This window comes from Hyphomicrobium sp. 01T421, from assembly GCF_056398805.1.
The window spans coordinates 337,381-349,276 of sequence record NZ_JBFTQC010000001.1; the positions used below are offsets into that span (position 1 = coordinate 337,381).

The 11,896-nt window shown below is 56.4% G+C and carries 12 protein-coding genes and 1 tRNA gene; 9 read left to right on the forward strand and 4 right to left on the reverse strand.

The window, feature by feature from the left end; translation table 11 throughout:
* The first annotated feature begins 110 nt into the window (after positions 1–110).
* Positions 111–617, forward strand: coding sequence for a hypothetical protein (locus AC1DK3_RS01620; RefSeq protein WP_477190554.1), 507 nt, complete (start codon positions 111–113; stop codon positions 615–617).
* A gap of 89 nt (positions 618–706) precedes the next feature.
* Here AC1DK3_RS01620 and AC1DK3_RS01625 read toward each other — a convergent pair whose 3' ends face one another.
* Entirely contained in the window at positions 707–994 is a 288-nt protein-coding gene (locus AC1DK3_RS01625; RefSeq protein WP_477190555.1) for a hypothetical protein, read from the reverse strand.
* Between the two features lie 199 nt (positions 995–1,193).
* On the opposite strand from AC1DK3_RS01625, the gene AC1DK3_RS01630 reads away from it, so the two are divergent.
* From AC1DK3_RS01630 to AC1DK3_RS01640, 3 genes are all read left to right on the forward strand, one after another.
* Complete coding sequence (locus AC1DK3_RS01630; RefSeq protein ID WP_477190556.1) at positions 1,194–2,117, forward strand: ketopantoate reductase family protein; 924 nt, start codon at positions 1,194–1,196, stop codon at positions 2,115–2,117.
* A gap of 100 nt (positions 2,118–2,217) precedes the next feature.
* Positions 2,218–2,730 carry a thioredoxin family protein gene (locus tag AC1DK3_RS01635; RefSeq protein ID WP_477190557.1) on the forward strand — a complete coding sequence of 171 codons (513 nt, stop codon included), beginning with the start codon at positions 2,218–2,220 and terminating at the stop codon, positions 2,728–2,730.
* A gap of 69 nt (positions 2,731–2,799) precedes the next feature.
* Positions 2,800–2,886: transfer RNA gene (locus tag AC1DK3_RS01640), tRNA-Leu, on the forward strand.
* A gap of 88 nt (positions 2,887–2,974) precedes the next feature.
* Here AC1DK3_RS01640 and AC1DK3_RS01645 read toward each other — a convergent pair.
* The 3 genes from AC1DK3_RS01645 to AC1DK3_RS01655 form a co-directional block, all read right to left on the reverse strand.
* The gene (locus AC1DK3_RS01645) at positions 2,975–3,160 is read right to left on the reverse strand and encodes a hypothetical protein (protein WP_477190558.1); all 186 of its coding nucleotides are present in this window, start codon (positions 3,158–3,160) and stop codon (positions 2,975–2,977) included.
* Positions 3,161–3,373: 213 nt separating this feature from the next.
* Positions 3,374–4,498, reverse strand: coding sequence for a class I SAM-dependent methyltransferase (locus AC1DK3_RS01650; RefSeq protein WP_477190559.1), 1,125 nt, complete (start codon positions 4,496–4,498; stop codon positions 3,374–3,376).
* Between the two features lie 283 nt (positions 4,499–4,781).
* Positions 4,782–5,705 carry a glutaminase gene (locus AC1DK3_RS01655; protein WP_477190560.1) on the reverse strand — a complete coding sequence of 308 codons (924 nt, stop codon included), beginning with the start codon at positions 5,703–5,705 and terminating at the stop codon, positions 4,782–4,784.
* 100 nt (positions 5,706–5,805) lie between these two features.
* Between AC1DK3_RS01655 and AC1DK3_RS01660 the strand changes: the two genes are divergently transcribed.
* From AC1DK3_RS01660 to AC1DK3_RS01680, 5 genes are all read left to right on the forward strand, one after another.
* Entirely contained in the window at positions 5,806–6,438 is a 633-nt protein-coding gene (locus AC1DK3_RS01660) for a TetR/AcrR family transcriptional regulator (protein WP_477190561.1), read from the forward strand.
* Between the two features lie 209 nt (positions 6,439–6,647).
* Positions 6,648–8,279 (forward strand): APC family permease, encoded by a 1,632-nt coding sequence (locus AC1DK3_RS01665; protein ID WP_477190562.1) that lies wholly within the window; start codon positions 6,648–6,650, stop codon positions 8,277–8,279.
* Between the two features lie 90 nt (positions 8,280–8,369).
* Positions 8,370–9,731 (forward strand): type III glutamate--ammonia ligase, encoded by a 1,362-nt coding sequence (gene glnT / locus AC1DK3_RS01670; protein ID WP_477190563.1) that lies wholly within the window; start codon positions 8,370–8,372, stop codon positions 9,729–9,731.
* Positions 9,732–9,885: 154 nt separating this feature from the next.
* Positions 9,886–10,641, forward strand: coding sequence for a creatininase family protein (locus AC1DK3_RS01675; protein WP_477190564.1), 756 nt, complete (start codon positions 9,886–9,888; stop codon positions 10,639–10,641).
* A 44-nt stretch (positions 10,642–10,685) separates the two neighbouring features.
* Positions 10,686–11,747: a type 2 periplasmic-binding domain-containing protein gene (locus AC1DK3_RS01680; RefSeq protein ID WP_477190565.1), complete on the forward strand. Its 1,062-nt coding sequence runs from the start codon at positions 10,686–10,688 to the stop codon at positions 11,745–11,747.
* Positions 11,748–11,896: the final 149 nt, after the last annotated feature.

Consider the following 11,896-nt stretch of genomic DNA (forward strand, 5'->3'; position numbering starts at 1 on the left):
TTGCCGGGTTTCCAAGCTCGTGTCAGAAAGTCGCGGCTGTTATCTCGGGGGAGAGAATAATGAGTTATCGGAAAGCCTTTCTTGCATTGGCGTCGCTTTCGGCAGTCGCAATGTTGGCCGGTGTTTCTTCGGCTGCCGCTGAATGGATTTATAAGAAAGAAGAAAAAGCGTTCGGTGAGACCGAAGCGATGGCAATGGCTGTCGGTGATGCCTCGGTTGCGTTCGTTATTTGCAATAACGACGGGCTCAAAATCAGCCTCGCGACGCCCGAGGATTGGAGCAACAACGCAACTTCGATGAATCTGCTGGGGCCGAAACTCATCATTTCAGTCGATGGAGCCGCGCCCACGCGCTTTGACGCCAAGGTAAGCGAAAACAACTTGCATAAGATCCTCGCGGTAACTGACGACGAGGAAACAGCTAAGCGGGCCGCGGCAATGATCGCGTCAGCTAAGAAGCGGATCGACATCGGTTTGGAACTCTTGGGCGAGCGATATCACGCCAGCAAATTGTCTGCCGTAGGCGCGACCAAGAAGATCCAGTCCGTATTGGACACTTGTACGCAGCAAGCTAGTCCGGATGCCGATAATGAAAAGAAAACCCCGGACACGAACTGATCTGCGTCACGCGTCGCCGCGTCGATCGAAACAAAAAATCGGCGCCCTCCATTCCTGGGAGGGCGCCGATTTTTTTGTCCAACGAGAAATTACTCCGTCGTGACGGTCGCGGCATGAGGTGCGACGACTGCGATGTAAACGGTCTTTCCGTCCTTCGTTGCCGTGCCGACCCAACGTCCGGCCTCGCGGTGAAGGTCTGAAATCTGCGTATAACCCTGATGGGCCAGCTGCTGCCGCGCCTGTTCGGCATTAGCAGTGCTTGCGAGTTCAGCGCTAAACGCCGCTGATTTTCCGGCGTCGGTCGAGGAAGCCTCTTCCGCAAGGGCCGGAAGCGCAAAGCAGGCGGTCGCCAAGCCAATTGAGATTATGCGGATCATGTAAACTCCATTATGTTTCGCTGCGGATCTCTCTCTCCGCGTCAAACTTCAAATAGGAAGCTTCTCGCCTTTCCGCCAAACAACTCATCGTGCTTGAAACCTTGCCAATCGTGAAATGATGTGATCATGGCGTTAGGCAGACCGTCGCGCCGGACTTTTCCGATCATTACGGTCGAGACAGAAAGCGAGCTTGCGATCGATGCGAATTCTCTTCCTCGGTGCCGGAGCAACCGGCGGATATTTCGGCGGCCGGCTGACAAAGGCCGGTGTCGATGCGACGTTCCTCGTTCGACCGAAACGCCGCGATCAACTCCTGCGCGACGGCATCAAGATCGAAAGCCCCGTCGGCAATCTGGTAACGCCCGTGAAGGCGATCACGCGCGACGAAATCAGTGCTCCATTCGACGCCGTCGTTCTAAGTGCCAAGGCCTATGATCTGAGTGAAGCGATCGAAACGATCAGGCCCGCCGTCGGTAAAAGCAGTTTGGTCTTGCCGTTGCTCAACGGTTTGCAACATCTCGCAGCCCTCGATGATGCGTTCGGAGCCGTGCACATACTCGGAGGGATGTGCCAGATCAGCGTCACCCTGGGCGACGACGGCACGATCCATCACTTCGGTCCGTTCGCAACGGTCACGCAGGGACCGAGACTTCCAGAACAGCAGGACGGATCGGCGAAGCTTCACGATGTTCTCGCGCAGGGCGTCGACGCGCGCCACTCAGCCGACATCATCGCCTCGATGTGGGAGAAGTGGTTTTTCATCGCGGGTCTTGCGTCGTCCACATGCCTGATGCGCGCAACCGTCGGCGAAATCAATCGCACCGACGGGGGCCCCGAGTTCATGACCGGCGTTGTGAACGAATGCATGGCAGTTGCGACCGCAAACGGCTACCCGCCGAACCAGGCGATGCTCGATTTCGCGCGCACCCTGATGAGCGACCGAAACTCGAAAATTTCCGCTTCGATGCTGCGCGACATTCAACGCGGCGGGCGGATCGAGGCCGATCAGATCGTCGGAGATATCATTCGCCGCGGCCGGGCCAGAAACGTCCCAACGCCCCTTCTCGATACGGCCTTCATTCATTTGCAAGCTTACGAAAGCCAAATTCCGAAAAGCGTCTAGCTAAGTCGTTGAATGGGCAGATAGCCAGTCGTTAAATTCGGGCTGCCTTGCGCCTAACCGGCAAAAGCAGCAAAAGAGCACAAGCGTTGGAGACCGAAGGATGATCCGTTCACTTGTCTGCGTCGCGCTCTTGATGGCGGCGTTGCCGTTCGCAGCCCTGGCGCGAACGGCGGACCATGCGCGCGAGTGGAATGGCGCCGAGATCAATTGGCGCGACGCTCGCTCGGGCATCTACGAAGCATCGAAGACCCGGCGTCCCGTTTTGCTGGTATTCCACGCGACGTGGTGCTCGGTGTGCAAGCAGTTCCGGCGCGTCTTCAACGACCCGAGGATCGTCGAAGCCTCGCGTGATTTCATCATGATCCTGGCTGATGTCGATCGCGAGAAAGAGCTCAACAGCGAATTCGCGACCGACGGTTCGTATGTGCCGCGCACGCTCTTCATCGATCCGGACGGCAACGTCTCCAATAAGCTCGTCGGCTCGGACCGGGAGTACCCACATTCGTTGGACGTCGAAAAGCCCGATGAGCTCCTGGCCCTGATGAAGAAGGCTCGCAGCGTCTTCGACATGGCCCCCGCGGCGGCACCGCCGGCCAACAAGGAGCCAATCTGATACCCGCGACGAATGTTTCCATCCAGGATGTTGCGCTCGGGCCTCCGACTCGCCATAAGTCCGACCGGCGCGGACGTGGTGGAACCGGTAGACACACAGGACTTAAAATCCTGAGACGGTAACGTCGTGAGGGTTCGAGTCCCTCCGTCCGCACCACAGCGAATTTCCAGGATAAGTGTTCCGCAGGCGCGGAACAATGGCATCGTTAAGACACGCCGTTAGTCGGCGAGTGGCGAAAGAGGTCCTACGACATCAGACGCGGCTCGCTAGCCGCAATCACGATCGAAGTTTTGCGTTGCTCAGCTTCTTCACGGGCAAATTTTATCGCGGCATTGGGGCTTCCGAAGACACCCCCGAACCGATGATCGGCTTCGGTCACCGACCAATGGCCGTTCTTTTCTCGTTCGATGTAGACGATCGCATTCTGCATTTGTCGTTGGTCACCGAGCATGTTTGTCCTGCGGAAATTACTGTTCGTCATCGAATGCAGAGTTGATTACGCAAACGCAGGCTGCGCAGGCGATGGCGGAGTCAGCCGATAATTTCCGACACGCGTTACGCTCATCATTAATCGTTCCAATCTCCAGCTTGTCCGCGCCGAGGCATGTCCTTGCGCTTCGGCACGGGTAAGCATCAGTCGTCGTCACGATTTGTTGGAGAGAAATTCGGCGAAGGATGTGATCAAGGAAGACTGAGCGTGTGTTTGGTCCGGTTCAGTTGCGGCTCCGCTCGCGCATGATCTTGATTTTGCCACGACGAGAACGTGCGTACCGTGATCGATCCAGCCAGGAAGACGGCAGAGGCCTTCCTCCATCTCCTTTAGCTTCTCTACGAAGCTCGGGCGATCCGGCAGGCGGTCGAGGAGCGACGATGTCCAGTTTTCATCCGCTGCGAATCTGTTCACGAAGAGGTCTATCGCCCTGACGTCCACAAGTTCGGCATGGGGCAGAAACATTACCTCGAGCGCTTGCGCGGAATACATCTTCATCGGCAGCCGGTGCTGACTGCCGTCATCGAGCGTCAACGCAAGATGACCGCGGGCTGGATCGTGCCGGTACTGGCGCACGCGCTCCATGCCGATAATGCAGGCCGAGGCAGCGCTGCCGACAGCGCGCAGAGTTGCGATCACGCGACCGGTCGAAACGCGGCAAAGTTCGCGGATCGCTGGAGGCACCGCATGTTCGGCGAGATGATTGAGGACTGTGTAATTGCAGAGCACGAGTTGGAACGATCCTGCGGCCCAGGGCAGCGGCTTGGATAGATCGCGCTCCTGAAATTCCAGAGTTAGCTTGAGTCCCTCGGGCAAGCTGGCCAGGTAGCGCCCGGTCTCATTGCGCGCGATTTCGAGCTGGCTCGTGGAAATATCGAAGCCAAAAACTGTAGCCGCAAGCCCGATATGGTTCGCGTAGTCGGCAATTCTTCTCGTCCAGATGCCGGGGCCACAGCCGGCGTCGAGCACGCGAACTTCCGACGCCCCGGATTTGCGGTGCTCGTCGAGCGCGCTGCGAACCGCCTGCCAAACGATCGTATCGGCATGGGCGAAGCGGTGAGCTGCTGCGGCTGGTTCGGGGATCAGTTTGTCGCTACACCCGTCGGCGTAACTGCTGTAGTCATCGCCCACGTAGTTATACGCGCTGGCCGTCTGATCCTCGGGCGACGAATTGAGAGACCTAATCTTCGGAGCGCTGCTCAATTCGTGCGTGTCGGACCCGAGGGCCTTACGTCTCGAGCGAAATTTCGAGTATTTGATGTCGTCGATATGAAGCATTATCGGTCTCCGTTGGAGCAGCAATAAGATGCCGCCTGGGCCGAAGACTTCGTCAGAAGTCCGTTAAAGCTCAACGGGGCCGGAGCACTGGCTTTCTATGAATCTCATAATGGATTTAGCGTCAGAGGCGGCGCGCCAGCGTTCCTCCATACATTCGCGCACCTCACTCTGTAGTTGTCTTGATTCCGTAGTCGCCGCGGCGTCTAGCGTCGATTTCGACCCCGCGCGTTGCCTACGTAGCAGCCTTCATATGCTTAGAGGTCGCTGCTCGCCTGCAAAGGCCTCAGTCAAAGATGGACCAGCCGGCACGTTCCGCGAGCGCTTGGAGCGCCCGAGTTCCGAGTTGGGAATTGCCGTGTCGATCCAAGCCGGGCGACCAGACGGCAATGGAGGCAAGGCCTGGAGCAACGGCCAGAATGCCGCCTCCGACCCCGCTTTTCGCCGGTAAACCCACACGAAATGCGAAATCGCCTGAAGCATCGTAATGTCCACACGTAAGCATCAATGCACAAATGCGCCGTGCTCGTTCTCTTGGGATTATGGAGTGCCCACTTCGCATCCGTCCTCCATTGGCAAGGAACAGGCCGGCCTTTGCGAGCTGGCGGCAGGTCATTGCGATGGCGCATTGATGAAAGTAGACGCCGAGGGTGAGCTCGGCATCATGCGCAAGATTTCCGAATGACTTCATATAATTGGCGAGGGCCACGTTGCGGAAACCTGTTCTCTGCTCCGAACGCGCAACGGCGGCATCGACAACGATGGACTCGTCTTCGGCGACATAACGAACAAACCGCAGGATCTGTCCGATTGCTTCCCTGGGGCGATGTCCCGCGAGAATCGCATCGCTGATGACGATGGCTCCGGCGTTGATGAATGGATTTCGAGGGACGCCGTTTTCGCTTTCGAGTTGGACGATCGAATTAAAACTTCCCCCGGATGGCTCCCGTCCAACCCTTCGCCAGAGCGCATCTCCGTGCTTGCCGAGAGCAAGCGTGAGACCAAACACTTTCGAGATGCTCTGGATCGAAAACGCGTCTTCCGCATCCCCGACGAAGAACGAATCCCCATCGATGGTCTCTACCGCAATTCCGAATTTGTGGGGATCGACCTTCGCCAACTCAGGAATATAGTCGGCGACCTTTCCCGATCCGAATTCCGGCTTGAGCTGCGAGTGGATATCTTCAATAAGCCGTTGTATGCTAAGCATGAATCAGAAATCTCGGCCAGAGAGATGCGAAAAGGCGACTTCGGTTGGTTTTGCAGCGCTTTAGTGTGTGCGCCTCCCGGCATAAGGACGTGTGAAGACAATGGTCGCAAGAACAAGGGCTAAGCCAACGCGCAACGAGGTGTCGCAAAGCGAGGGACATGCCAAGCGCCAGAAAATATTGGCGGCTGCTTTGAGTTTGTTTTCGACGAGGGATTATTCCGCGATCACGATCAAAGACATCGCAAAGCTTGCGGAAGTTCCGACCTCTCTCCTGTACTACTACTTTGAGGACAAGGAGGCCCTGTTCCGCGCGGCGCTTGAAGAAGCCGTTGGCGCCGCCATGCGCAACTACGAAGAAGTGGCAAGTAAACGCTCCGAACCTGTCGATTTGATCAACGACTGGTTCCAGATGCATGTCGAGCTGGCCGAGGATGTGCGTCGCGTCGTCAAAATTCTGATGGACTATTCCAGTTCCCAATCGCAAAGCCGGCTCATGGACGACGTGGTCAGGAAGTTCTACGACGTTGAAATTCAAATCCTGACAAAGGCCGTCCGTCAGGGACAGCGAGCCCAGTTGTTCAACGATATTTCTCCCCAAGCCGCCGCCGAATTCGCATCGACCCACCTCGACGGCATCATGGTTCGCTCTATCATCCAGCCTCGCCTTGATATTCAAGCGGCGGTCAACACCTTCCGCAAAGCGTTCTGGGCATTTGTCGGGTACGAAAAGTAACAAGACAGACAGCCATCTCCTTCGCTCCTTTGATGTCATGAAAAATTCCAAGCTCTGACGATTGGAGTACGCCGGCACGCGCCTAGATTGATCGAACAATCTAGTTGATTGACTGATCAATCTAGGTGTGTCAACTTGTCAAAACTTGGGAAGTAGACGCTCTGGAAAAGCGGAAAGAGTACGTAAAGTACCAACCGCAAGGAGGTTAGATGACTGACACTACGCTGTCGCCTGCATCCGACCAAACAGTGAGTGAGAAAGGCACACACTCACTTGTTAGAACACTCAACTGGACTCACGCTTTTTGGTTTGCGGCAGGTACGCCTGCCCTTGTGCTGTTTTCGGTGGGAGCCATCGCGGCGACAGCTGGAAATATCTCCCCACTCGTCTGGACGATTTCTATTCTCTTCGGCTTTATCCAAGCCTTCACTTATGCAGAAATATCGTCGATGTATCCGCATAAGTCCGGCGGAGCCTCCGTGTACGGCGCACTCGCGTGGGTTCGCTATGGAAAAATGCTCGGACCGATTTCCGTCTGGTCGAACTGGTTTTCCTGGTCCCCGGTGCTCGCCATTGGAACAGGATTGGGGGCCGGATACATCCTCAACCTGTTTTTCCCGGCTACTCACTGGATTCAAACGTGGCAGATCACGTTGGTCAATCTCGACTTTTTGAAAGAGGGTCTGAGCCTTCGGATCAATTCCGTTTTCGTTTTGGGATGGCTCCTGGTCCTAGCGGTGTTTCTGGTTCAACATCGCGGAGTCTTGAAAGCCGCCAATCTTCAGAAGTTTCTGGCGATTGTCGCGCTTGCCCCGTTGTTGCTCATCGGTCTTGTGCCGATTTTTTCCGGGAGCATTTCGCTTAGTAACTATCAGCCATTCGTACCGCTTGCGCATGATGCCGCCGGCAATGCAGTCGCCGGCTCCTGGGATATGGCGGGTTGGACGGTTTTCGCGGGAGCACTCTTCATCGCGGCGTGGTCGACTTACGCCTTCGAAACGGCTGTCTGCTACACGCGTGAGTTTCGCAATCCCGGAACAGACACGCCGCGGTCCCTGCTCGCGGCAGGTCTTCTCTGCGTCGTCGTTTTTTCGCTGGTGCCGTTGGCATTCCAAGGAGCCCTTGGGCTCGATGGAATGCTCGATCCCGGGATCTACAGCGGAATGGGCGTAGCAGACGCAATGTCTGGCATGATCGGTGGCGGACCGATTGTGCAGAAGATCCTCGTTGTCATGCTCATTTTGGCATTGTTGCTGACTGTAAGCATGTCGATGGCCGGCTCCGCCCGGACTTTATATCAGGGGTCGATCGATGGTTGGCTTCCCCGGTATCTTGGCCGCGTGAATCATCACGGTGCCCCCGTCGCTGCGATGTGGACGGATCTAGGCTTCAATATGTTGCTGCTGATGATGTCGGACTATGTGTTCTTGTTGGCGATCGCCAACGTGAATTACATGATCTTCAACTTCCTGAACCTTCAATCAGGCTGGCTCCATCGCATCGATAGGCCGGACATGCCTCGTCCCTATCGGGCCGCCACGTCGATCCTTGCCACAGGCGCAGTCCTCGGCTTCGTGAACCTTCTCCTGCTCGGGATGGGCGCGAATATCTGGGGTTCTGGAACACTGGCGGCAGGCTTCGCCGTTGCACTTATGATCCTGCCTGTCTTCGCGTACCGACACTTCGTCGTCGATGGCGGCAAATTTCCAGAGCAAACGTTCCAGGATTTTGCTGGCATCGATCAATCGGAAGTGAAAACGCGCGCCGGCATTCTACCGTACCTGACGCTCCTTGCCGGCGTCGCAGTCGTAGCCTTCGGCTACTACATCGCAGTCTACTGACTTCGTCAGCGATCAAAAGAGTCCTGCCCGCGCGGGAGTATCCGCGCGCGCTCGATCACAAAAAAAGTGAAATTGTAGCACGAGGAAACCATGACAACGGATAAGGCGAGTTCAGTGGCCACGCTGAAAAAGAAGCTCGAAAGCGGTGGCGTGAAGTACATGATGCCCACCTATGTCGATATGCACGGCGTTTCGAAGACGAAGGTCGTGCCGCTCCCGCACATCGAAGATATGGTCGATGGGTCGGAGCTATGTACTGGCGCCGCTCTTGATGGTGTGCCGCAGGATGTCAGCGACGAAGAAGTCTCCTCGCATCCCGATATTCGCTCAGCAACCGTTCTTCCGTGGGACAAGGAAGTCGCGTGGTTCGCGAGCGATTTGTGGTGCGATGGAAAGCCATTCGAACCCTGCAGCCGCAATATTCTGCAGAGAACCTTGGCGATGGCCGACGAGATGGGCTACGGCGTGAATCTCGGCATCGAAGCGGAGTTTTTCGTCCTTCGCGATGACGAGCAGCAAGGTTTTAGTCCCATTTCGACGAGGCACCATCTCGCCAAGCCCGCCTACGACGTCTCGAGATTTCTCGACAATCGTGGATGGCTCTTCGAGTTGGTCGGGGCGATGAATGATCTGGGGTGGGATGTCTACTCCATGGATCATGAGGACGGCATCGGCCAATTTGAAATTGATTTTCGCCACGCAGACGCGCTCTCGATGGCCGATCGATATGTCTTCTTCCGGTTGATGGCTCACGAGATCGCCCGGAAACACGGTGGGTTCGCGACCTTTATGCCCAAGCCTTACGCGGACCGCGCGGGCAGCGGCGCCCACTTCAATATGTCCCTAACCGATAAGAAGAGTGGCAAGAACCTCTTTGCATCGGCAGACGATCCACGCGGGTGCAAGCTGGGCAAGCTTGGCTACCATTTCATAGCGGGCATCCTAAAGCACCTTCCCGCGATCTGCGCCGTGGTGGCGCCAACTGTTAATAGCTACAAACGTCTCGTCACGAAGGGAAGCATGTCCGGCTTCACGTGGGCGCCTGTATTCCTCTGCTACGGGAATAACAATCGGACCAACACGGTCCGCATTCCAAAGAGCGGAGGCCGCGTCGAACTGCGAGTCGCCGACAGTGCGTGCAATCCCTATCTGGGTGCCGCAATGACGATCCGGGCGGGTCTCGAAGGCGTGCGAGATCAACTCGACCCAGGTGAGCCGCATCTGGATAACATGTATCTCAAGACACCTGAAGAACTGGTGGCCATGGGCATCAAGCAACTGCCTGGCTCGCTTTCTGAGGCAGTCGATGCATTCGAAGCGGACCCGCTGTCAAAGGAAGTGATGGGTGATGCCATGTTCAAGTCGTGGTTGGAATTCAAGCGCGACGAGTGGCACGCCTATAGCAATCAAGTCACGAAGTGGGAGTTGGATCGGTATCTGAAATTCTACTGATCCGTCCCGCAAACGTACTTTTCCCTGTTCGGGCAGACACCTTCGTGGAAAGCGTCGCAAGATGCGCGCGCTTTCCGCTCACTTCTTCAATAATCGAGATGACGTCGAAGGACGCAAAGAAGCGGTAACAACGCTACAAGGATCCAGATTTATCATGCAATGGTCAATGCGCACCTGGACGGAGCTTCCGAACGATCTGGCGGAATCTCAGCAGTTAGCCCTCTTGCCGATAGGCGCAACGGAACAGCATGGGCCGCATCTGACGACAGGAATGGACACCGTAATTTCTGACCGGCTCTGTCATGCAGTCGCCGAGAAAACAAATGTCCTGATGCTGCCTACGATTCCCTACGGATGTTCGCTGGGTCACAGCCGTCGATGGCCTGGTACAATCGCGCTTCAGCCAGTGACGCTCATCACGCTCGTGAAAGAAATCGGAGATTGGGCGTACTATAGTGGTGTAAGGCGTCTCATCATCGTCAACGGTCATGTCACGAACGCTGCGCCCTTGCGATGCGCGCTCGAAATGCTGCGAGCCGAGCACGATGATCTCATGGTTGCGGTGGTGAATACCGCGCAGATTAGCGAGAGAGTACGCAAAGCACATTGCGCGGATGCCCAGGATTGGCACGCAAACCGCGCCGAGACGGCTTTGATGCTCTCGGTTGGTCCGGATACCGTAAGGCCGCATGCAATCCAAGATGCGGACGATGCTGATAGGACGGTGGACCTCGTCTTTTCTCATCCGGTCAACCGGACGAGCACCAACGGAGTGACCGGGAGGCCGAGCCTTGCCACACGCGAGGAAGGGGATGAGTTGTTCGCGTGGATGGTCGAGGACCTCGCGGACATCGTGGAAAAGGCAAAGCGCGAAAATCCGCCTTTGCCTCATTCGTATTTTTCGAGCTGAAGATCAAAATCCGCTGGCCAGAGGAAACATCTGGAACTGAGGACATGGCGCAAGCGCTGCGGTATTTCGGATGGGAAGGGTATGGCGATGGGGCGTTCGCCTCATCGTTCCGGAGGCATACCGGTTTAGAAATCGAGCACGATTATCATCTGTCGGACGATGTTGCGTGCCGGACGGCGCTGGCGCATCCCCGCGCGTGGGACATCATCAATATCAACTCGCCATTCGTTCGCGATGTCCTTCATCCGGCCGGGGCCGTGCCGGTGCTTCCCCAAAAATACGTCGACGCGGTTCAAGGTTCTGACGGAGCTCTTTCTCGCTTCGAGACACCCGCGCGGACGTTCGGGGGCGAACTGATCGGTATCCCGCAGAGAGGCGGCCCCTTCAACTTCGTGATCAATCAGAACCGTATTTCCGTTTCCGACGCGAGGGAAGCCGGCTTCGGATTTGCCCTAGACCGGCACTTCTATCGTCGTTTCGGGGTTCTTTCCTACGAAGATTTCAACGTCATGCATTTCGCATTGGCGTCGGGGCTTAATCCGTTCGAGCCCATGTCGGATGCCACGATGGTGACGTTCGCCGAAGCATGTCGAACCATTTGGAATTCCGCGCGTGTCGTTTCCGCGGACCACAATTTCCTCAACCGCTTGTTGATCGACGGAGATATCGACTTTTACCTAAGTGGAGGAGTTTACACCGCGTCCCCGGCGCGGCTCGCCGGCCATCACGAGATAAAAGCAATCACACCGAGCAGGGGCCCTGCAAGTGGACGAGGGGGGATTGCATTCGTCGAGATAAATGCTCTCAACGCGCGCTCATCAACCGACGTCGGCGAGACGTTCCTCGATTTTATCCTGAGCGATGTCGGCGCGGTCGAAGCATCAATGGCAGCGGGAGCTTGCAATCCCGTATTTCAAATGAGTCGAAAGGGGGTGTTTGACTGCTTTAAGCGGGAACAGCTCCACGCCATGCAATGGGACGACTTCGAGGAAGACATGTCGCGCTGCGCCGACTACGCGATCGTTCCTAGCTATCGGGAACTCGTGGACGTTCTGAGACGCGAACTAAATATCGAAAATGAAAAGCGCTTCGGTCGTGAGACTTAACATCTGGCCCGAGTGATCTATTCGGTCGGTACTCGGTGGAGAGGCGCCGCTCGAGTCAAACTTGTTCGTTTGTCTACTGCGACGCCGTATCAAGCATTCCTAGACGGTACCCTTTAAATGCAGTCCGGGGCGCAGGATAAACACGTCTT

Bases quoted from the DNA above. Each gene is read 5' to 3' on its own strand.
- AC1DK3_RS01650 (WP_477190559.1), bottom strand. From the start codon at position 4,498: ATGCTTCATATCGACGACATCAAATACTCGAAATTTCGCTCGAGACGT.
- AC1DK3_RS01655 (WP_477190560.1), bottom strand. From the start codon at position 5,705: ATGCTTAGCATACAACGGCTTATTGAAGATATCCACTCGCAGCTCAAG.
- AC1DK3_RS01625 (WP_477190555.1), bottom strand. From the start codon at position 994: ATGATCCGCATAATCTCAATTGGCTTGGCGACCGCCTGCTTTGCGCTT.
- AC1DK3_RS01645 (WP_477190558.1), bottom strand. From the start codon at position 3,160: ATGCAGAATGCGATCGTCTACATCGAACGAGAAAAGAACGGCCATTGG.
- AC1DK3_RS01660 (WP_477190561.1), top strand. From the start codon at position 5,806: ATGGTCGCAAGAACAAGGGCTAAGCCAACGCGCAACGAGGTGTCGCAA.
- AC1DK3_RS01675 (WP_477190564.1), top strand. From the start codon at position 9,886: ATGCAATGGTCAATGCGCACCTGGACGGAGCTTCCGAACGATCTGGCG.
- AC1DK3_RS01665 (WP_477190562.1), top strand. From the start codon at position 6,648: ATGACTGACACTACGCTGTCGCCTGCATCCGACCAAACAGTGAGTGAG.
- AC1DK3_RS01680 (WP_477190565.1), top strand. From the start codon at position 10,686: ATGGCGCAAGCGCTGCGGTATTTCGGATGGGAAGGGTATGGCGATGGG.
- AC1DK3_RS01630 (WP_477190556.1), top strand. From the start codon at position 1,194: ATGCGAATTCTCTTCCTCGGTGCCGGAGCAACCGGCGGATATTTCGGC.
- AC1DK3_RS01620 (WP_477190554.1), top strand. From the start codon at position 111: ATGTTGGCCGGTGTTTCTTCGGCTGCCGCTGAATGGATTTATAAGAAA.
- glnT (WP_477190563.1), top strand. From the start codon at position 8,370: ATGACAACGGATAAGGCGAGTTCAGTGGCCACGCTGAAAAAGAAGCTC.
- AC1DK3_RS01635 (WP_477190557.1), top strand. From the start codon at position 2,218: ATGATCCGTTCACTTGTCTGCGTCGCGCTCTTGATGGCGGCGTTGCCG.